General features: G+C 35.8%; 19 protein-coding genes. 14 read left to right on the top strand and 5 right to left on the bottom strand.

All coding sequences use genetic code 11. The annotated features are described in order from the left end of the window. Positions 1-28 precede the first annotated feature (28 nt). The 8 genes from BW946_RS07625 (at position 29) to BW946_RS07660 (ending at position 8,388) form a co-directional block, all read left to right on the top strand. Positions 29-532 carry a GbsR/MarR family transcriptional regulator gene (locus BW946_RS07625; RefSeq protein ID WP_034696386.1) on the top strand — a complete coding sequence of 168 codons (504 nt, stop codon included), beginning with the start codon at positions 29-31 and terminating at the stop codon, positions 530-532. A gap of 153 nt (positions 533-685) precedes the next feature. After that, the gene (locus tag BW946_RS07630) at positions 686-1,060 is read left to right on the top strand and encodes a hypothetical protein (RefSeq protein WP_076595603.1); all 375 of its coding nucleotides are present in this window, start codon (positions 686-688) and stop codon (positions 1,058-1,060) included. Further along, entirely contained in the window at positions 1,057-1,869 is an 813-nt protein-coding gene (locus tag BW946_RS07635; RefSeq protein WP_076595604.1) for a thiol-disulfide oxidoreductase DCC family protein, read from the top strand. Before BW946_RS07630 ends, BW946_RS07635 begins: the two co-directional genes overlap by 4 nt. Before the next feature lie 32 nt (positions 1,870-1,901). Then, positions 1,902-2,378 carry an SRPBCC family protein gene (locus tag BW946_RS07640; RefSeq protein ID WP_076595605.1) on the top strand — a complete coding sequence of 159 codons (477 nt, stop codon included), beginning with the start codon at positions 1,902-1,904 and terminating at the stop codon, positions 2,376-2,378. A 16-nt stretch (positions 2,379-2,394) separates the two neighbouring features. After that, entirely contained in the window at positions 2,395-3,099 is a 705-nt protein-coding gene (locus BW946_RS07645; RefSeq protein ID WP_076595606.1) for a YqjF family protein, read from the top strand. Positions 3,100-3,332: 233 nt separating this feature from the next. Continuing rightward, positions 3,333-4,232: a TIGR01777 family oxidoreductase gene (locus tag BW946_RS07650; RefSeq protein ID WP_076595607.1), complete on the top strand. Its 900-nt coding sequence runs from the start codon at positions 3,333-3,335 to the stop codon at positions 4,230-4,232. Positions 4,233-4,282: 50 nt separating this feature from the next. Then, positions 4,283-5,725 carry an alpha-L-fucosidase gene (locus BW946_RS07655; protein WP_076595608.1) on the top strand — a complete coding sequence of 481 codons (1,443 nt, stop codon included), beginning with the start codon at positions 4,283-4,285 and terminating at the stop codon, positions 5,723-5,725. Continuing rightward, entirely contained in the window at positions 5,725-8,388 is a 2,664-nt protein-coding gene (locus BW946_RS07660; RefSeq protein ID WP_076595609.1) for a beta-glucosidase, read from the top strand. The genes BW946_RS07655 and BW946_RS07660 overlap by 1 nt, the downstream gene beginning before the upstream one ends. A gap of 47 nt (positions 8,389-8,435) precedes the next feature. Here the strand turns inward: BW946_RS07660 and BW946_RS07665 are convergent, their stop codons facing one another. Together BW946_RS07665 and BW946_RS07675 are read right to left on the bottom strand one after the other, a co-directional pair. After that, a complete protein-coding gene (locus BW946_RS07665) occupies positions 8,436-9,317 on the bottom strand; it encodes a hypothetical protein (RefSeq protein WP_076595610.1) in 882 nt (293 codons plus the stop codon). 463 nt (positions 9,318-9,780) lie between these two features. Continuing rightward, positions 9,781-10,662 (bottom strand): hypothetical protein, encoded by an 882-nt coding sequence (locus tag BW946_RS07675; protein WP_076595611.1) that lies wholly within the window; start codon positions 10,660-10,662, stop codon positions 9,781-9,783. A gap of 499 nt (positions 10,663-11,161) precedes the next feature. Between BW946_RS07675 and BW946_RS07680 the strand changes: the two genes are divergently transcribed. The 3 genes from BW946_RS07680 (at position 11,162) to BW946_RS07690 (ending at position 13,690) form a co-directional block, all read left to right on the top strand. Next, positions 11,162-11,425, top strand: coding sequence for a hypothetical protein (locus BW946_RS07680; RefSeq protein WP_076595612.1), 264 nt, complete (start codon positions 11,162-11,164; stop codon positions 11,423-11,425). Positions 11,426-11,653: 228 nt separating this feature from the next. Next, positions 11,654-13,042 carry a dihydrolipoyl dehydrogenase gene (gene lpdA, locus BW946_RS07685; protein WP_076595613.1) on the top strand — a complete coding sequence of 463 codons (1,389 nt, stop codon included), beginning with the start codon at positions 11,654-11,656 and terminating at the stop codon, positions 13,040-13,042. Positions 13,043-13,357: 315 nt separating this feature from the next. After that, positions 13,358-13,690 carry a hypothetical protein gene (locus tag BW946_RS07690; RefSeq protein ID WP_076595614.1) on the top strand — a complete coding sequence of 111 codons (333 nt, stop codon included), beginning with the start codon at positions 13,358-13,360 and terminating at the stop codon, positions 13,688-13,690. A gap of 259 nt (positions 13,691-13,949) precedes the next feature. Here BW946_RS07690 and chrA read toward each other — a convergent pair whose 3' ends face one another. After that, positions 13,950-15,083 (bottom strand): chromate efflux transporter, encoded by a 1,134-nt coding sequence (chrA, locus tag BW946_RS07695; RefSeq protein WP_076595615.1) that lies wholly within the window; start codon positions 15,081-15,083, stop codon positions 13,950-13,952. Positions 15,084-15,365: 282 nt separating this feature from the next. On the opposite strand from chrA, the gene BW946_RS07700 reads away from it, so the two are divergent. Further along, positions 15,366-16,166, top strand: a complete 801-nt coding sequence (locus tag BW946_RS07700) for a patatin-like phospholipase family protein (RefSeq protein ID WP_076595616.1) — start codon at positions 15,366-15,368, stop codon at positions 16,164-16,166. A 126-nt stretch (positions 16,167-16,292) separates the two neighbouring features. Here the strand turns inward: BW946_RS07700 and BW946_RS07705 are convergent, their stop codons facing one another. Then, the gene (locus BW946_RS07705) at positions 16,293-16,730 is read right to left on the bottom strand and encodes a hypothetical protein (RefSeq protein WP_076595617.1); all 438 of its coding nucleotides are present in this window, start codon (positions 16,728-16,730) and stop codon (positions 16,293-16,295) included. Between the two features lie 444 nt (positions 16,731-17,174). On the opposite strand from BW946_RS07705, the gene BW946_RS07710 reads away from it, so the two are divergent. Together BW946_RS07710 and BW946_RS07715 are read left to right on the top strand one after the other, a co-directional pair. Further along, positions 17,175-19,112, top strand: a complete 1,938-nt coding sequence (locus BW946_RS07710) for an SPFH domain-containing protein (RefSeq protein ID WP_076595618.1) — start codon at positions 17,175-17,177, stop codon at positions 19,110-19,112. A 165-nt stretch (positions 19,113-19,277) separates the two neighbouring features. Beyond that, the gene (locus tag BW946_RS07715; RefSeq protein WP_136523106.1) at positions 19,278-19,568 is read left to right on the top strand and encodes a hypothetical protein; all 291 of its coding nucleotides are present in this window, start codon (positions 19,278-19,280) and stop codon (positions 19,566-19,568) included. Positions 19,569-19,608: 40 nt separating this feature from the next. On the opposite strand, the gene BW946_RS07720 is transcribed toward BW946_RS07715, so the two are convergent. Next, positions 19,609-20,304: an ABC transporter ATP-binding protein gene (locus BW946_RS07720; protein WP_076595620.1), complete on the bottom strand. Its 696-nt coding sequence runs from the start codon at positions 20,302-20,304 to the stop codon at positions 19,609-19,611. Positions 20,305-20,325 lie beyond the last annotated feature (21 nt).

The raw sequence follows: 20,325 nt of genomic DNA on the forward strand, positions 1-20,325 counted from the left end.
TTTGTTACAGAAATTAAAACAGAACAAGATGCAACTTTCAGAAGCAAAAGAAAAATACATTCAGACCTGGGGAACCTTTGCTACCAATTGGGGAATCAACCGTACGATGGCACAGGTACATGCACTGCTTCTGGCTAGCGGAAAACCTCTTTCTACGGATGAAGTCATGGAACAGCTGGAGATTTCAAGAGGAAATGCCAATATGAACCTTCGTGCTCTGATAGACTGGGGGATCGTGAAAAAAGAATTTGTAAAAGGTGACCGTAAAGAATATTTTGTAGCAGAAAAAGATGTATGGTATCTGTTCAAGCAAATTACCAAAGAAAGAAGAAAAAGAGAAATAGAACCTGTCATTTCGTTTCTTGAAGAATTAAAGAATATTGAGGATAAAGATTCGGAAGAAGCTCAGGAATTTATCAAGCTGATGAATGATTTCAGCTCTGTCACCGGAAAAATCAACAATATCATGGATCTTGCGATAAAAAGTGATGACCACTGGCTGGTAGGGAAGATTACTAATCTGTTGAAATAAAACAAAAGAGGATGAAAATCCTTTTTTATTTCAATTTAATTTTCAAAAATTACTGAAAATTTTAAATAAATAATAATTATGAAAAATTTAATCATTCACTTATTCCTGATTATTTATTTCAGAAGAAAAGGATCACTTTAAATAATACTCCCCATGAAAACATTTCTAAAATACGATTACTTTATCCAATTGATCATTCTCATAGTCTGTATCGTAGGTGCTGTAATGCATTACAAAGACTGGAAGTTTATAGAATTCTACTATGGGGTTGGAGGAGCGCAATTGATAAGTTATCTGATCAGGTTATTTTTTAAACTAAAACAGACATCTGAGTTCAGAGTATATGGATTAACCATCATGCCGGTCTGGATATGTCTGCTTCTGGTTGATCAAAAAATTTATAATGAATTCACAATGGCTCTCATAGGCATATTTCTGCTTCTTTCATTGCTTTATACTCCGATAATGGCCATTCTCTATGTGTATGATTGCTACAACAGTTATGAACCCTATAAATTACGACTATGAAAACGCTCAAAAATCACACCTTGATCTACGACAATGAATGTCCAATGTGTAATCTGTATTCCAAAGGTTTTACAAAATGCGGAATGCTGGATGAAGAGGGAAGAGAAGCCTTTACAGAAATCACATTGAGAAATAAAACCCTGATAGATTTCAACCGGGCAAAGAATGAGATTGCATTGATAGATCATAACAGAAACGAAGTTGTATATGGATTAGACAGTCTGCTTCTCATCATTGGAAATTCTTTTCCATTGTTAGAGAAAACAGCAAGAATGAAGCCTTTGTATTGGTTTTTGAAAAAGTTGTATTCCTTAATTTCTTATAACCGGAAACAGATTATTCCTTCTCAAAAAGACCATACAGAACGATCCTGTGTACCGGATTTTAACCTGAAATGCAGAGTTGCATACATCGGTTTTGTTGTTATTTTTTCGGCATATATCTTAAGTGTATTTTCTGGTAAACTGAACTTGAATTTAGAGAGAAATTTCGTGAGAGAATTTGCCGTTTGTCTTGGCCAGATCCTTTGGCAGACTATCTTTTTAAAAACTTATCTCAAAGATAAAATCTGGGATTATCTCGGAAATATGATGACTGTTTCTTTAATCGGAACTTTACTGTTAATTCCTGCGCTGATAATCAGTTTTACTCCTGTTTTTTATATGATATATTTTGGAATTGTCATATTGATCATGTTTCTGGAACATATAAGGAGATGCCGCATACTAAAGTTGAATTTTCTTCCGACCATTTCATGGATATTATTTAGAATAACAGCATTAGTAATAATTATTCTGTCAACTATATAAATTAAAATGTAATCGCTAAAACCTATTAAAAAATGTCAACCATCTATTTAAATACAGTCATCAAAGCAGATATTCACTATGTTTTTGATCTGGCAAGAAATATCGATCTCCATCAGCAATCCACTTCTATATCTCATGAAAAAGTCATTGCAGGACGTACTTCAGGACTGATTGAAAAAAATGAAACCGTAACCTGGCGGGCAAAACATATGGGAGTCTATCAAAATCTCACTACAAAAATTGTCAGCATGGAAAAACCGTTTCAGTTTATTGATGTCATGCAGAAAGGAGCATTCAAATCTATGCGTCACCGACATATTTTTAAATCTGTAAACGGAAATACGTTGATGACAGATATTTTCGAATTTGAATCTCCGTTGGGCATTATTGGAAAGTTATTTAATGCTGTTTTCCTCAGAACGTATCTCAAAAACTTTCTGATCCGAAGAAATGAAATGATCAAAACCATTGCAGAATCTTCTGTCCGTGACGGAATTGCGATTTTTTAACCTAAAAAACAGAGTGATGAACTTTTTAAAAGCAGAATGGCGAAAACTGGCCATCATCAATTACGAGATCAATCCTGAAGTTTTGCAGCCTTACCTTCCAAAAGGAACTGAACTCGATTTTTATAAAGGCAAATGCTACGTAAGTCTGGTGGGATTTATGTTTTTAAATACCAGACTTTTGGGTTTACCGATCCCTTTTCACCGCAATTTTGAGGAAGTGAATCTAAGATTTTATGTAAAGAAAAAAGAAAACGGAATCTGGAAAAGAGGAGTGGTGTTTATCAAAGAAATTGTTCCAAAACCTGCTTTAAGTCTGGTGGCCAATTCCATATATAAAGAAAATTATCATACCATGCCGATGAAAAATCAGATTGATGAAAAAGGAGATGAACTCCAGATCCGGTATTCATGGAAAGATAAAAGCTGGCATTCTATCCAGATTACAGCCGAAAATACTGCAAAACCACTGGAAGAAAACTCAGAATTTGAATTTATCACAGAACATTATTTTGGCTTTACAAAAAAAGAAAACACAACTTCCGAATATCAAGTCTGTCATCCGAAATGGGAATGCTATACTGTAAAAGAATATGAATTAAAAGTAGATTTTCAAAAGATCTATGGAAATGATTTTGAATGCCTGAATCATCAGAAACCTATTTCCGTAATGCTTGCCGAAGGCTCAGAAATTCAGGTCAAAACAAAGAAATACATCAGCTGAAAAATGAAGAGATTAAAACATCTTGTCTATTCATAAAAATCTGTGAAAATCTGTGCATTCTGTGGTAAAAAAAACACTCTCCAATAATAGTTGTGACAAATTATTTTAAACACAAATATCACCAATATTTTCACAAATATGCACAAGGAAAATACAACATAATCATCTGTGAAAATCTGTGAAATCTGTGGGAAAACCTTAAACATTGAACTCCAAACTTTAAACCTTAAAAAATGAAAATAATCATAGCCGGAGGCACCGGATTTCTCGGCGAAAACTTAGAAAAACACTTTACAGAAAAAGGAAATCAAGTTTATATCCTTACTCGCAATCCCCAACATAAAAATGAAATCCTTTGGGATGCCCAAACGATAGGTGAATGGAAAAATTACCTCGAAAAAGCAGATGTTCTCATCAACCTGACAGGAAAATCTGTGGACTGCCGCTATAACGAGAAAAATAAAAATGAAATCTACTCCTCAAGAATCGAGAGCACAAGAATATTACAGAAAGCAATAGATCAATGCTCTGATAAGCCAAAAATTTGGCTGAATGCCAGTTCGGCAACTATTTATGTTCATTCTGAAAAACATATCAATACAGAAGAAAACGGAATTATCGGTGACGATTTTTCTATGAATATCTGCAAAAGCTGGGAGACAGAATTTTTTAAAGTTGAAAATGAAGAAATACGAAAAGTTGCCCTCCGGACTTCTATTGTTATGGGAAAAAATGGTGGAGCTTTTCCAAAACTGAAAATGATTACAAAACTGGGCCTGGGAGGAAAGCAGGGAAGAGGCACTCAGATGGTAAGCTGGATCCATATTGAAGATTTTTGTAAAGCAGTGGACTGGATTATTCGGCACGAGACTCTTTCAGGAACAGTGAATATAACCGCACCGGCTCCTCTTTCCAATCAAAACATGATGAGAAAACTGAGAAATAAAATGAAAATGCCTTTTGGACTCAATGCTCCTGTCTGGCAGCTGGAAATTGCATCTCTATTCATGAAAACAGAAACCGAATTACTCCTAAAAAGCAGAAATGTGTATCCTGAAAAACTTATAAAAAGCGGATTTAAGTTTTTATATCCCGAATTTGATGAAGCGATTCTTAATCTCTTGGAATCCTAATGTTTGCGGGTTTCCCAAAGGATAATTAAATTAGCGAAAAACTATTCCATATGCTGGTTATATCCAAAATAAAATCCTTTTTTCTTTCATCCTTTTTAATAAGTTCAATCGCTTTTTCACAAGTTCATAATGTATCAGAAGGCTATCAGAAGCCCACAGACCCGTTGGTAGTCCAGAATCTGGAGCAATGGCAGGATATGAAATTCGGGCTGTTTATGCATTGGGGAACCTATAGCCAGTGGGGAATTGTTGAAAGCTGGAGCTTATGCCCGGAAGATGAATCATGGACACAGAGAAAACCTGAACATGGAAAATCTTACTACGAATATGTGAAGAATTATGAAAATCTTCAGACAACTTTCAATCCAACCCAGTTCAATCCTCAGAAATGGGCGGATGCCGTAAAAAAGGCTGGAATGAAATATGTGGTTTTTACCACCAAGCATCATGATGGTTTTGCCATGTTTGATACCCGGCAGTCAGATTATAAAATCACTTCTTCCAAAACCCCTTTTTCAAAAAATCCAAAATCTGATGTGACGAAAGAAATTTTCAATACGTTCAGAAAGGAAGGCTTTAAAATCGGAGCCTATTTTTCTAAGCCAGACTGGCATTCCGATGATTATTGGTGGTCTTATTTTCCACCCAAAGACAGAAATGTCAATTATGATCCAAGGAAATATCCGGAAAGATGGGAGAACTTTAAAAAGTTCACCTTCAATCAGCTGAATGAAATTACTTCCCGTTATGGGAAAATAGATATTCTTTGGTTAGACGGCGGTTGGGTACGCCCTTTTCACACCATAGACCCGAAAGTAGAATGGCAGCGCACCATCAAAGTAGAACAGGACATTGATATGGACAAAATAGGAACAATGGCGAGAAAAAATCAGCCGGGAATAATCATTGTAGACCGCACCGTTCCGGGAAAATGGGAAAACTATGTCACTCCTGAGCAGGCAGTTCCGGAACATGCTCTTTCCATTCCCTGGGAAAGCTGCATCACCATGGGAGATTCTTTTTCTTACGTTCCCAATGATAACTATAAGACCTCCCAGAAGATCATTGAAACCCTGGTAAAAATCATTTCAAGAGGTGGAAATTACCTCATGAATATTGCACCCGGACCTAACGGAGATTATGATGCCATTGTATACGAAAGATTACAGCAAATTTCCGGCTGGATGGAAAAAAATCAGTCCGCTGTTTTTGCAACCAGAAGCATTGCGCCTTATCACGACGGAAATTTTTATTATACACAAAGCAAAGATGGAAAAACAGTGAATATTTTTCACTTGGATGAAAAAACAAATTATGAATCTCCATCAACGTTAAGTTTTACAATTCCTGATCATTTTAAACCAAAATCTTTGAAAGTTTTAGGCTTGTCAAACAAAATTCAATGGAAAAAATCAGGGAATTCAATTGAAATTAATTTGCCGAAAGAAAGATCTCAGTTAAAATATTCAACTGTAATTCAAATCGTTCAATAATGAGATGCATTTGTTTTAAACTTGCTGGAGTCGCATTATTGTTGAATGTTGTGATTACTTTTGCCCAAAAACCTCTATATAAAGATCCCAAACAACCCATCGAAGCCAGAGTTCAGGATCTGTTGAAGAGAATGACTCCGGAGGAGAAGTTCTGGCAGTGTTTTATGATTCCCGGAGATCTGGATAACGTTCCGAAAGGACAATATTCCCACGGAATTTTCGGATTGCAGGTAAGCGCAGGAAATCAGGGAGGCGGAGCCGCAGGACAGCTGCTGAAATACAATGCCAGTGAAGATGCAGAGATACTTGTGAAAAAGATCAACACCATTCAGAAATATTTCGTAGAAGAATCAAGGCTGGGAATTCCCATTATTCCTTTTGATGAAGCGTTACACGGATTGGTTCGGGAAGGTGCTACCGCTTTTCCGCAGGCAATAGGTCTGGCTGCTACTTTCAATCCTGAATTAATGAACAGGATTTCAACAGCAATTGCCAGAGAATCAAAATTAAGAGGAATCCGTCAGATTCTGACACCAGTGGTCAACCTTGCAAATGACGTGAGATGGGGAAGAACAGAAGAAACCTACGGTGAAGATCCGTTTCTGACCTCCGTAATGGGAGTCAGCTTTGTCACTTCGTTTGAAAATATGGGAATTATTACCACGCCTAAACACTTTTTAGCCAATGTAGGAGAAGGTGGAAGAGATTCATACCCGATTCATTGGAGCAAAAGATATCTGGAAGAAACTCATTTGATTCCTTTTCACAACGCTTTTACAAAAGGAAAAAGCCGTTCTGTGATGACTTCTTATAATTTGCTTGATGGAAGACCGTCAACCGCCAATCATTGGCTGTTAACTGAAAAATTAAAAAAAGACTGGGATTTCAAAGGCTTTGTCATTAGTGATGCCAGTGCAGTGGGTGGAGCAAATGTTCTGCATTTTACGGCAAAAGATTATGATGATGCCTCTGCACAGGCTATCAATGCCGGACTTGATGTCATTTTTCAGACAGAATATAAACATTATCAACTCTTTATTCCTCCGTTCTTAGATGGAAGAATTTCTAAAGAAAGAATAGACGATGCCGTCTCAAGAGTATTGAGAGCCAAATTTGAACTTGGACTATTCGAAAATCCCTATGTTTCTGCTAAGGAAATTGAAGAATTAAAAAAACTAAATCATAAACCTTTGGCAGAAAAAGCAGCTGCAGAATCTTTTGTTTTGCTTCAGAATAATAATCATACACTTCCTGTTCCTGAAAATGTTAAAAAAATTCTTGTAGTGGGAACAGATGCTGTGGATGCAAGATTAGGTGGTTACTCAGGGCCTGGAAACAAAAAAATAAATATTCTGGATGGTCTTAAAAATTATGTAAAAAATACAGATACTGAAGTTGTGTATTCAAGAGGAATTGACTGGAATGTAAAAGACTTCACCACAATTTCAAATGAATATTTATCTTCTGAAAATAAAAAGGGATTAACAGGATATTATTTCGTTAATCCCGATTTAAAAGGTAATCCAGCTTTTGGAAGGCAGGATGAAAACCTCAGTTTCAAATGGACTTTATACTCTCCCGATCCGGAAAAACTGCAGCCTGATCATTATAGTATTCGTTGGACAGGAAAACTGGAAGCCCCGGATTCCGGGAAATATTTGATAGGCTTGCGTGGAAATGATGGTTTCAGGCTATACCTGGATGGGAAATTAATGATTGATCAATGGGAAAAGCTTAGCTATTCTACAAAATCAACACCTGTGGACTTTATAAAAGGAAAGAAATATGATCTTAAGATTGAATTTCATGAAAATCGTGGAGAAGCCAATCTGGAACTGATCTGGAACTATGGTTTGTACGATTATCAGAAAGATTTTAACGAAGCTTTAGATCTTGCCCAAAAAGCAGATTACATTCTTGTAACAGCCGGAATTCATGAAGGCGAATTTCAGGACCGCGCATCACTGAGTTTGCCCGGAAATCAGGAAGCGTTTATTCATGAAGTTTCAAAATTAAATAAGCCAATTACCGTTCTTTTAGTAGGCGGATCGGCCATTAAGACAACAGCATGGAAAGATAAAGTAGGAGCGATCTTAGACATTTGGTATCCGGGAGAAGAAGGCGGAAATGCCGTTGCAAAAACACTTTTTGGCGCAGAGAATCCTTCAGGAAAATTACCTGTAACATTTCCTGCTGAAGAAGGGCAGCTTCCTTTAACTTATAATCATCATCCAACAGGAAGAGGAAATGACTATTATGATCTGAGTGGTGAGCCATTGTATCCGTTTGGTTTCGGATTAAGTTATACCACTTTTGAAATTTCTGATCTGCAGCTGAACAAGGCTCAGTATTCAGAAAACGAAACCATTGTGGCTAAAGTCAATGTGAAAAATACAGGGTCAAAAGCGGGGAATGAAGTGGTTCAGCTGTATGTAAAAGACATACTTGCTTCCGTTTCCAGACCTGTAATTGAGCTCAAAGGATTTCAGAAAGTAGAACTGCAGCCCGGGGAATCAAAATCTGTTACTATTGAAGTTCCCATAAAGCACTTACAGTTTCTGAATGAAAAAATGAAATGGGCTGTAGAAAAAGGAATCTACAGGATCATGGTTGGTAACTCATCCAGGAATCTTACACTAAAACAAAATATTGAAGTTTTATAACAAAAAAAGAGCAGAAATTTCTGCTCTTTTTGTATATCTTTATAATATTAGTATTTTCTCGCCAATAGGACATTCAATAAGAATGTTCCCGCCCAGTTACTGTTATTGGTTCCGTTTGTACCGATAAAGTCTACACGGGCTACAGATACCGTAAGTCTGGTTCTGCCTGCTGTACCGTTATTAGCCAGGCTTACAAATGATGCGGTAAACACATCGGGAAAACTTGAGTTATTTCCCGCAGTAAGAATAGGATACATATTCGTAACATTAAATGGAGTTCCCTGGTATTCATAAACAAGCGTCATTCTGCTTGTGTTGGAGTAGGAAGCAGTATGAGCCCGGTCCACAGATGTTTTACTCACGATCCACCATCTGTCAGCTGCAGTACCTGAATCATAGCCTGAATTAGTATGATTGGTCCAGTCTGCAGTAGCTGAAATTCCAAGCGCATGAGGAGGAATAAAAAGCTGCGTACCATAAATCTCTACGTTGCTCGGTTTTGGAAGCACTGTAAAAGATAAATCCCACGTTCCTCCGGAAGTATTGCTGTTGTTGACTACTTCAGCATATGCTCCTGTAGGAATTACAAAAGAGGAAACCGGTGTGTTATCTATTCTTAAAGTATTTCCACTGGAAGCCTGTAATGTAATGGCATTCGGAGAAATGTTTTTAATCTTATAAATTCTTCCGGTAAAACTGGTTGTTCCGGTTCCGATTACAGGTAGGGTGAAAGTGGCATCAGCCGTTCCGTTATAAGTGATGTAATGATCAGTAGCCAGGATATTATAGCTTGTAGCAGTTATCTGAGTATAGCCCGCCCTTAACGAACCATTTACGGCAAGGGTACTGTTGGGTGTGGTTGTGTTAATACCTACTTGGGCATTTAAGGGAACAGCTCCGAATAAAACGATAAAGATGTATTTTTTCATATAATGAAAAGTTAATTTATACAAAGATAAAAAAAACAACCAAAATGAATATTTAAAGCGGATTTTAGGAAAAATCACTTTTATTGGAAGTAGGTATTTTTGATAATTACTTAAATCAATTTGAAGGGAACCTCCAAATCTTCAGTAAGATAATAGCTGGAACACAGTCGGTGATAACCATCGTTCATTTTGTACTCTAACTAATAATATAGGAGACGGATTTTTATTTTTTTCAACCTTTTTCAGATTTTCTTTCACATGAATATTAGTTTCCGGAAGCAGGGTAAGTTTACTGGCTCTTAAAATATCTTCCGACTTCTTTGGTAGAAGCAGTCTTTAATTTTTTTCCGCAGAAGTCTTCATAAGTACTTCTTTAAAAAGAGCCATAAATGTATTAAAAATAGATTTTATAACATAAAAAGAACAGAAATTTCTGTTCTTTTTATGTTTATTCTTGAAAATATTAATATTTTCTGGCTAACAAAACATTCAGTAAGAATGTTCCTGCCCAGTTACCATTATTGGAGCCATTACTACCTATAAGATCCACACGGGCCACAGATACCGTAAGTCTGGTTTTACCACCATTACCATTATTGTCAAGACTTACAAAAGATCCTGTAAATACATCTGGAAAACTTGAGTTATTTCCTGGTGTGAGAATAGGATACATATTGGTGACATTGAAAGGAGTATCCTGATATTCGTAGACAATGGTCATTCTGCTTGCATTGGAATAGGTAGAAGTATGAGTTCCATCTACAGATGTTTTACTCACCACCCACCATCTGTCCTTTCCTGAGCCGGTATCATAGGCTGTATTAGAATGATTGGTCCAGTCAGAAATAGCTGATGCTCCTAATGCATGAGGAGGAATGGAAAGCTGAGTACCATAAATTTCTACGTTACTCGGCTTAGGAAGAACTGTAAAAGATAAATCCCATGTTCCTCCGCTCGTATTACTGTTGTTGACTACTTCAGCATAAGCCCCTGTAGGAATGACAAAAGAAGCAGTCGGTGTATTGTCAATTCTTAAGGTATTACCACTGGAAGCCTTGAGAGTAATTGCATTCGCAGAGATATTTTTAATCTTATAAATTCTTCCGGTATAACTTGCAGTTCCCGTTCCTATGACAGGAAGAGTAAATGTAGCATCAGCTGTTCCATTATAAGTAATGTAATGATCAGTTGAAAGAATATTATAACTTGTGTCCGTGATCTGGGTATATCCGGCTCTTAATGAGCCGTTGATAGCGAGAGTACTGTTAGGATTTGGGGTGTTAATCCCAACCTGTCCCATTAAGGGTAAAGCCCCCAATAAAGGGATCAAAATATATTTTTTCATATTGCGATGTTTTTATACAAATGTAAAAAAAAATATATAAAATTCACTAAATATTGAATAATTGCTATGCATATAATACAATATTTAGTGATATAAAATGAGTGATTAATCTTAAAGCAATCGGCAGAGTATTTCAAGTTATTAACTTATTCCTTTAATTAATACACGAGATTAATGATTAACAAAGGTTTTCTTATTGATAGACTTTCGACCGGCTCAGGTTGAAAACACCAATACCATCCCAAATTTTTAAGCATTGTCAGGCTGAGCCTGTCGAATCTATTATTACTCAAAGGGATAGGTTAATCAAGTTATGAAGTAAGATAATATCTGCAGGATAGGCGGTGATAAACACCTGCAATAATAAATGTTGGCAGAAATTTTTCAGATTTTATTGTATATAAATCTTGGTATGATATATGCAAGATTTATTGTGAACCGGAATGAATTTCATTAAATAATATCGAATTAATTGAAACCATTCAAAAATAGGAACATTATGAAAAAGTTATTAATTTCAACAGTATTGTTATTAGGTTTATCTATGAATGTTTCAGCTCAGAAACATCCAGCACCGCCTCCACATCCTTCAAAAAGTGAGTTGGTAAATATTAAAATGCAGGAACTTACCAAAAAATACAATACTGAGAAAAAACTGATCCTTAATCACCCGCTTGCTACCAAAAAGATGAAAAGAGATCAGATGAAAGCTCTGAATGAAAGATATGCGGCTGAAAAACGATTACTTAAACAGGCAAAATAATACAGTATTTTTGCGGTTATTAAAATTTGAAAAGCCGTTTTTTATACTTTAAGTTTTGATGAGTTTTCAGTATAAGACAAAATTTATTGAAAGAGAATGCGTATTGTATTCTCTTTCTTTGTTTAAAATTGAATAAAAATAGCTTTATTAATGCATTTTAAGATCAGTTTGCAGAAACATTAAACATCCAATATTTTTCCTTAAATTCGCATAAAAATTTTTAAAGTAATGAATTACGATATTATTGTCATTGGAAGTGGTCCTGGTGGATATGTTACTGCGATCAGAGCAGCGCAATTAGGTTTCAAAACCGCAATTATCGAGAAAGAAAATTTAGGAGGAATCTGCCTTAACTGGGGATGTATTCCAACTAAAGCTTTATTGAAATCTGCTCAGGTTTTTCATTATATCAACCACGCTGAAGATTATGGTTTGAATAAAGTGGAGGCAAGCTTTGAATTCCCGAATGTAATTCAGAGAAGCCGTGGTGTTGCCAGCAAAATGAGCAAAGGAATCGAATTCTTGATGAAAAAGAATAAGATTGACGTAATTCTTGGTACTGCAAAAGTACAGAAAGGTAAAAAAGTTTCTGTTACAGATAAAGAGGGAAAAGTAACCGAATATACAGGTACTCATATCATTATCGCTACAGGAGCCCGTTCAAGAGAATTACCAAACTTACCGCAGGATGGTAAAAAAGTAATCGGATACAGACAGGCATTATCTCTTCCTGAGCAGCCAAAATCTATGATCGTTGTAGGTTCTGGAGCTATCGGGGTAGAATTTGCTGACTTCTATAACACAATGGGAACTAAAGTTACTGTTGTTGAATTTATGCCAAACATCGTACCTGTAGAAGACGAAGAAATCTCTAAACACCTAGAGAAATCTCTGAAAAAGACAGGAATCGAGATCATGACAAACGCTTCTGTAGAAAGTGTTGATACAACTGGTGAAGGAGTAAAAGCTACTGTGAAAACAGCTAACGGAAACATTACTCTTGAAGCTGATATCTTATTATCTGCTGTAGGTATTGCTGCTAATATCGAGAACATCGGTTTAGAAGAGGTTGGAATCCAGACAGATAAAGGAAGAGTATTAGTGAACGAATGGTATGAAACTTCAGTACCTGGTTACTATGCCATCGGAGATATCATCCCAACTCAGGCGTTGGCTCACGTAGCTTCTGCAGAAGGAATCACTTGTGTTGAGAAAATCAAAGGAATGCACGTTGAAAAAATCGACTATGGCAATATCCCGGGATGTACTTACTGCCACCCCGAAGTAGCTTCTGTAGGTCTTACTGAAAAGCAGGCTAAAGAAAAAGGATATGAAATTAAAGTAGGTAAATTCCCTCTTTCTGCAAGTGGTAAAGCTACTGCAAACGGAAACACAGACGGATTTATCAAAGTGATTTTCGATGCTAAATACGGTGAGTGGTTAGGATGCCACATGATTGGTGAAGGAGTAACAGATATGGTTGCTGAAGCTGTTGTTGCCAGAAAATTAGAAACTACAGGTCACGAGATCATCAAATCTATCCACCCGCACCCAACAGTTTCTGAAGCGATTATGGAAGCTGCTGCAGCGGCTTACGGTGAGGTGATTCACATTTAATCAATTAATTTAGATATATAAAAGCTCAGATTTTTCTGGGCTTTTTTAATAATTAACCATGAAGAAAGTATTTTTTTATTAGCAATCCTTTGTTTTGCCTTCATTTTTTCTCAAGAAAAAGAAAACAAAAGGTATTTTCCAACAGAATATGTTTTAAAAAATTCCGGAGATACTCTAAGGGCTAGGGTGAGAAATACGGGTATGTATAACAATAAAAAATATTCATTTGCCACTGTTTTATTTAAAATGAAAATGATGGATGAAAAAGGGAATACAACTTAGGTTCCCATTAATGAAGTAAGATATATTAAAATTTTGGATGAGAATAAGCAGAAGCATGAATATTTTGCATCAACAGATAAATTTCTTAAAGAGAAAGGACTGGTTGAAGTAGTTTATGAGGGAAAGAATATAAATTGGTATAAAGCCTTTAATAACTCTATTCTTTCACCAGGTATTCAAATTTTGAATTATTTGGTTGATAAGGATAAAAATATTCTTTATGAAGAGAGTCTTTTAGATAATTTCAGCCGGAATTTAAAGAAGCTATTTAAAGATGATTTGGACTTGACAGAAAAACTAAAGCAAGCCAAAACAGAGAAAGATTATCTTGAGCTTCTACAATTGTATGATACTAAACTAGAATAAGATAAATATAAAATACAGATTATATGTATTTTTTTAAATTAAAGAAAAATAACCTAACAGGTTTCAAAAACCTGTTAGGTTTATTCTCTGTTTTTCTTAAGAGATTTCTGATGAAATTGTTAGCTTAAAATTTTTAAAACCTATTAGGTTTAATGCACATCTAATTGATAAGAATAGAAATGAGCTTCAGTATTAATCATACAACCACAGATGAAAATCTGTGGTTTTTTATGGAAAATGATTACTGTTTATACCATATTCACGTCAGAAAATATAATAAATAACCCAGTAACGCTCCTCCGATAACCACAAAAGCACTGTTTAGTTTTTTAAAAACGAACAGGATAGCTATACTGACGCAGGCAATAAGAGTTGTTTTCCAGTCGGTAATGCTGTCAATTCCCATAGTGATGCATACAGAAATAATGAGAGCTATTGAGGCCACATTTACACCATTAAGAAAAGAAGAAAATGTTGAAGAATTTCTCATTTTATTGACGAAAGGACCTGTTAAAGCAACCAATATGAAAGAAGGAAGGAATATAGCTAACGTAGATACCAGAGCTCCCGAAATCCCATTGATCTGGTATCCGATAAATGTCACTGAAGAAAACACCGGACCCGGTGTAAACTGGCCTACAGCGATAGCATCTATGAGTTCCTGGCGTGTAATAATTCCTTTGGAAACAAGCTCTGTATTCAGAAAGGCGAATAAAACATATCCGCTGCCGTATAATATGGCGCCCACCTTCAGAAAGATCCAGAATAATTTTAAATTGAGAAGAGAATAAACATCGGATAGTAAAAACTGCAGCGGCCCAATAAAAATTAAATTGTTCAGTCTTTTTACATTGTTTTTTTGCAGATAATCTATTATCAATAGTAGCAGACCGGCTCCGAACATTAATCCTATTTCATTGATTTTAAAAAAAGAACATATGAGAACAATTACACCAACAGCTGCTAATCGGAAAGTTTTTACTGATTTTTTTGCCAATGGGAATACAGCGCCTAAAATAATAGCTATAATAGCAGGCTTTATTCCATAAATGAAAGGATATATTTCGGGAAGCTGGCCATATTTTTTGTACAGCCATGCAAAAGTACCGGTAATAATAACGGCGGGAAGGATAAAACAAAGCCCCGCAACAATAAGCCCTTTCCAGCCTGCTCTTTCACGCCCTATATGAATTGCCATTTCAGTACTGTTAGGACCTGGAATGATATTGGTAGCTCCAATAAGATCCAGAAATTCCTGATCTGTCAGCCACTTTTTTTCAACTACTACTTCTTTTTGCATCATAGCGATATGGGCAACCGGACCTCCAAATCCAATGATTCCCAGCTTCAGAAATAATTTGGCAAGGTCTTTTAAGTCATTACTATTGTTCACTTTAATTTAAACTATTGTTTTACAAGGATCATTTATTATAAATTGATTTGATAAAAGTAAAAAACTATGGTATATATTTAATATCTGCATGATCATTTTTACATTAATTTTTGAGAAGTATGAGCTTTAATAGCAGATTGAAGGTCAGACTGCTTAAGGAGTTAAAACTGTGTTGATTGAATTTTGATATCATTACAGCAGATTTTATTAAAATAATTTTAAAATCAGCATATTTATAAAAATTAACTTAATTATTTCAGACTGTTTTCTTACATTTATTCAATGAATTTTGAGAGAGTAGGACTTGTTTTATCAGGAGGCGGTACCAAAGGAATCGCTCATGCAGGAGTATTAAAATTCTTACAGGAAAAAGGGATTGAGATAGATATCCTTTCCTGCTGCAGTGCGGGATCTATCGTAGGATGTCTGCACGCTGTCGGAAAAACTCCGGACGAAATCCTGGAATTCTTCAATTCTGTGTATTTTTTCAATTGGAAACACTTCACATTCAATCAGCCGGGATTGGTTTCTTCAGTGATCTTCAGGAATTATCTGAAACCTATTTTTCAGGAAATGAAATTAGGTGATCTTGATATCGAAGTGAAGATTGTAGCAACTGAATTAGTTGCCGGAACCCAGAAGATTTTTGATAAAGATTTTGAAATCGTAGATGCTATTATTGCGTCATGCTCTATTCCTGGTATAACCACTCCTTACATCATTGGAGATGAAATGTATTGTGACGGAGGAGTATTGAATAATTTTCCAGCGGACATTATCAGAGAAGATTGTGATAAATTAATTGGTGTTTTTGTATCACCACCCAATGAAGCTAAAATTAAAGATCTGAACTCTATCAAAGCAATTGTTTCCCGATCTTATGACCTTCTTTCCTACAGGATTGAAAAAATAAAATTTGATTATTGTGACTGGTTCATATCTTCCCAGAAATTATCTTCCTACGGAACTTTTGAACGAAGAAAAGACCGACTGGAGGAAATTTTCAATATCGGTTACAGAGCAGCTAAAGAAAGCTACGAAGAAAGCTCCCTTTTTACAGAATTAAAACAATCCGGAACATAAAACAATCCCGCATATATAATTTGATGCAGGATCTTTATTGTATAAGAGAGTTGGAAAGACTGTAGATTCTAAAAATGAGACTATCAACTTCCAGCCTCTCTCTTCCATCTTCCAGCCTATATACTCTTAATTTTTCACCACATAGCCATCCTGGCGAACGATTTCATGATCATTAGCATCATTTACAACCAAGGTGTAAGGCGCTTTTTTCGGAGAATCTGTAAGGTAATTTCTCCAGATCTGATAGCTGTGTCCTTCATTGCTGAATTCGATATAATAATTTCCTCCTGTACCATCAGGGATCAGTTCACCATCGCTGATGATCATACTTGGCTTAGCGGTGATCTTTGCATTGGCATTCCAGGATTGGTAAAGGTACTTGCCATTCGGCTGCTTGTCTATTCTGATCTTGAATTTTTTGGTTTTGATAATAACAGTCTTCGGGACCTGCTGAAGGATAGAAGAGGTTATAAAACCTTCTGTTTTTAGAGTAGGAACTTCTTTGGCATAAACGAAAGAAAACTGGACTAAGCAGAAAGTTCCTAATAAAATATGCTTTATCATATTGAGTGGTTATTGGTTAATATTTCAGACTCTATCAAATATGAAGCCATTTTTCATTAACGAGAAGACTTATCGTTCTGAAAAAGAAGTTCTTAAGACTTTTGTATAGACGCTCTTAAAAATAATGATTTTGATTTTCAGTTAATTATCATTTTGTTTGTGAAATATTATCAAATTCTGAAACAACTGAATACTTTTCTTATGTACATTTGTACCATCAAAGGATCTCGTTCCTTTATTATCAAAATGGAACTCATTAATTTTAAGTTTTTCGTATTAAAAGTATCAGAAATCATCTTCACGATTTTTAATACATCTCCTCCCTCAATTTCTTAATTTTTTCGAAAGAATTATTATATAATTCGTACTCTGCTTTTTCATATTCTGAAGGATCAGAGCGCAATCCCTGTTTTCAAATTTAATCAAAAAAACAAAAAACAAATTATGGAATTAGCTTTTCATGGCTGGATGGTTCCGGCTGTAATGGCACTTTTGTGCATATTTTTTTACAAATTCATTTTAAGAATTTTTTTTGGATTGATCATTGTTCCCCAGGACAAAATAGGATTGGTTACCAAAAAATTTGTGCTGGTAGGAAAGCAGGAGCTTCCGGAAGGAAGAATTATCGCAACCAACGGTGAAGCAGGTTTTCAGGCTCAGACATTAGCTCCGGGAGTCTATTTTGGAAAATGGATCTGGCAATATTCTATCGACTTTCAACCTTTTACAGTAATCCCGACCGGCAAAATAGGGTTGTTGCTTGCAAAAGATGGTATAGAACTGGAAACAGGAAGGATTTTAGCCAGAAAAGTAGACTGTGATTCTTTTCAGGACGCCGAAGCTTTTTTAAAAAACGGAGGAAGAAAAGGCCGTCAGACTGCGATTATTGCACCGGGTTCTTACAGAATCAATACGCTGCTGTTTGAAATAGAATTAACGGATATGACCCAAATTCCTGACAATGCAGTCGGAATTATCACCACAATGGAAGGAAGTCCTTTGGAAGAAGGTCAGATTGCGGGTAAAATTATCAATGATCATAATAAGTTCCAGGATGTTGATACTTTTTTAAATAACGGAGGATATAAAGGACTTCAGGAACAGGTAATCCTGGCAGGTTCTTATTTTCTGAATCCCTGGTTTACCAAAGTGGAAATGGTAAAAATGACGGAAATTCCGATTGGTCATGTTGGCGTAATCATCAGCTATGTAGGAGAAGACGGAAAAGATTTAAGCGGGGTTGATTTTAAACATGGAAATATTGTAGAAAAAGGTCATAAAGGTGTTTGGGCGGAACCCATTGGCCCCGGAAAATATCCTATCAATCCTTATATTATGAAGGTTGAGCTTGTTCCTACTACCAATTTAGTCTTGAACTGGGCTTATGAAAGAAGCGAATCTCACCAACTTGATAAAAATCTTTCAACTATTACAGTAAGAAGTAAAGATGGTTTCCCTTTCAATCTGGATGTTTCACAAATTATTCATATTCCTACCTATGAAGCTCCTAAAGTAATTGCGCGTTTTGGAAATATGATTAATCTTGTAAGTCAGGTTTTAGAACCAACTATTGGCAATTATTTCAGAAACTCAGCGCAGGACAGTGATGTAATTGCATTTTTAGGAACCCGAAAAGAAAGACAACAGTCGGCCAAAGACCACATCAGCAGTGTTTTGGAGCAATATAATGTAAATGCTGTTGATACTTTGATTGGAGCTATTGTTCCGCCGGAAAGTTTAATGAAAACCTTAACAGACAGAAAACTGGCAGAAGAGCAGAAAATTACTTATGAAACTGAAATGCTGGCTCAGGAAACCCGTCAGGCTCTGGAGAAAGAAACGGCTGTTGCTGATATGCAGAAGGAAATTGTAAAGGCAGATCAGGGCGTTGTGATTGCAGAAAGAATAGCAGATGCATCTGTGAAAAAAGCAACCGGAGATGCCAATTCTGTAAGATTGCAGGCCAACGCAGAAGGAGACCGGTTGAAGCTGCTGGCTACCGGAGAAGCCGAAAAAACAAGACTTTTGGCAAAAGCTGAAGCCGAAAAAATAGAATTACTGGCAAAGGCAAGCGCTGAACAGATTTCATTAACCGGTAATGCAGAAGCAGAAAAAATTCTGGCCATCGGTAAATCTAATGCGGAATCTTACAAATTGTCTGTGGAAGCAATGGGCGGCAATAATTTTACACAATTAAAAATAATGGAAAATATAGCCAGTCAGAATGTAAGAATAATGCCTGAGGTATTAATCGGAGGAAGCGGGGATTCTGCCAATGGAGGAATCAGCGGACTTTTGGGACTTCAGCTGTTGGAGCAGGTTCAGAAGAAAAATGTTGAAACTGTTGCTGTAACAGAAGAAAAAACAGATAACAATTCTTAACTTAAATTTTAAGGTTTTAAAATGATTTATATTGTTCAGCTCATTATAACACTTTTGGTAATTAGTTTTTTTATTTTCTCCATTATTGAAATCTATTGTAAGATTGTAAGAAAAGAATCCAGAGCTTATTTTGGAATGCTTATTAGCTTAATTTTATTTTTTTTAATGATTACAGTACGCAATCATTTGGTTAAAAATGAACTTGTAGAAAATATAAAAACTTCAAAAATAGAACAGGAAAATTCATTTTTCTCAAAAAAAGAACTGTCAGATATTCATATTGTAAGTGAGAAAATAAGAGTGGTTGACAAAGATATTTTTGTAGTACTTATGCCTCAGAAAGATACCCTTTACATGAATCAGGATTTTCATGATAAAAATAAATTCTGGGTTCACTATAAAAAGTACGAGATTTTAAAACTTACAGCACCTGTAGGATATATACTAAAAAACTAAAAAAAACCGCCCGAAAAACTTTCGGGCGGTTTCATATTTTTTATGCGGTATAGCTTGCAAAAGCATCTTCCAGGCTTTCAAATTTACCTTTGAACTCATCAATAGGGCAGTCCTGAAGAATATTTCCTTTATGGATAAGAATTACTCTTGAACAAAGCGCTTCTACTTCCTGCATGATGTGCGTAGAAAGTAAAACTGTTTTTTCCTGACCAATTTCTTTTACCACATTACGGATTTCAATAATCTGGTTAGGATCCAGACCATTGGTAGGTTCATCCAGAATCAGTAAATCCGGCTGATGAATAATGGCCTGTGCCAATCCTACACGTTGCTTGTATCCTTTAGACAGCTGTCCGATCTTTTTTGATTTTTCCGGAGTAATTCCTACCAGTTCAATCACATCATCTACTCTTGATTCAGAAATTTTGTGGATATTGGCCACAAACTGAAGGTATTCTTTTACATACATTTCCAGATAAAGCGGATTATTTTCAGGAAGAAAACCGATTTTCTTTTTGCTTTCAATCTCATGGTCAGCAATATTCATCCCATTGAAAATAATTTCTCCCTGATCAATTTTCAGTGCACCGACAATAGATTTCATCAGGGTAGATTTCCCGGCACCGTTTGGACCAAGAAGACCGATGATCTCATTTTTATCAATAGAAATGTTGATGTTGTCAAGGGCAGTCTGTTCACCAAATTTTTTGGTTAAATTGATTATCTGAAGCGGCATAGGTTTTACTATCTTTCTGCA

Origin of the sequence: Chryseobacterium sp. RU33C, assembly GCF_900156015.1 — a bacterium.
Lineage (GTDB): Bacteria > Bacteroidota > Bacteroidia > Flavobacteriales > Weeksellaceae > Chryseobacterium > Chryseobacterium candidae.

What these genes read in the sequence shown, in the direction of transcription:
- BW946_RS07625 (WP_034696386.1), top strand. Translation starts at nt 29, where the DNA reads ATGCAACTTTCAGAAGCAAAAGAAAAATACATTCAGACCTGGGGAACC.
- BW946_RS07630 (WP_076595603.1), top strand. Translation starts at nt 686, where the DNA reads ATGAAAACATTTCTAAAATACGATTACTTTATCCAATTGATCATTCTC.
- BW946_RS07635 (WP_076595604.1), top strand. Translation starts at nt 1,057, where the DNA reads ATGAAAACGCTCAAAAATCACACCTTGATCTACGACAATGAATGTCCA.
- BW946_RS07640 (WP_076595605.1), top strand. Translation starts at nt 1,902, where the DNA reads ATGTCAACCATCTATTTAAATACAGTCATCAAAGCAGATATTCACTAT.
- BW946_RS07645 (WP_076595606.1), top strand. Translation starts at nt 2,395, where the DNA reads ATGAACTTTTTAAAAGCAGAATGGCGAAAACTGGCCATCATCAATTAC.
- BW946_RS07650 (WP_076595607.1), top strand. Translation starts at nt 3,333, where the DNA reads ATGAAAATAATCATAGCCGGAGGCACCGGATTTCTCGGCGAAAACTTA.
- BW946_RS07655 (WP_076595608.1), top strand. Translation starts at nt 4,283, where the DNA reads ATGCTGGTTATATCCAAAATAAAATCCTTTTTTCTTTCATCCTTTTTA.
- BW946_RS07660 (WP_076595609.1), top strand. Translation starts at nt 5,725, where the DNA reads ATGAGATGCATTTGTTTTAAACTTGCTGGAGTCGCATTATTGTTGAAT.
- BW946_RS07665 (WP_076595610.1), bottom strand. Translation starts at nt 9,317, where the DNA reads ATGAAAAAATACATCTTTATCGTTTTATTCGGAGCTGTTCCCTTAAAT.
- BW946_RS07675 (WP_076595611.1), bottom strand. Translation starts at nt 10,662, where the DNA reads ATGAAAAAATATATTTTGATCCCTTTATTGGGGGCTTTACCCTTAATG.
- BW946_RS07680 (WP_076595612.1), top strand. Translation starts at nt 11,162, where the DNA reads ATGAAAAAGTTATTAATTTCAACAGTATTGTTATTAGGTTTATCTATG.
- lpdA (WP_076595613.1), top strand. Translation starts at nt 11,654, where the DNA reads ATGAATTACGATATTATTGTCATTGGAAGTGGTCCTGGTGGATATGTT.
- BW946_RS07700 (WP_076595616.1), top strand. Translation starts at nt 15,366, where the DNA reads ATGAATTTTGAGAGAGTAGGACTTGTTTTATCAGGAGGCGGTACCAAA.
- BW946_RS07705 (WP_076595617.1), bottom strand. Translation starts at nt 16,730, where the DNA reads ATGATAAAGCATATTTTATTAGGAACTTTCTGCTTAGTCCAGTTTTCT.
- BW946_RS07710 (WP_076595618.1), top strand. Translation starts at nt 17,175, where the DNA reads ATGGAATTAGCTTTTCATGGCTGGATGGTTCCGGCTGTAATGGCACTT.
- BW946_RS07715 (WP_136523106.1), top strand. Translation starts at nt 19,278, where the DNA reads ATGATTACAGTACGCAATCATTTGGTTAAAAATGAACTTGTAGAAAAT.
- BW946_RS07720 (WP_076595620.1), bottom strand. Translation starts at nt 20,304, where the DNA reads ATGCCGCTTCAGATAATCAATTTAACCAAAAAATTTGGTGAACAGACT.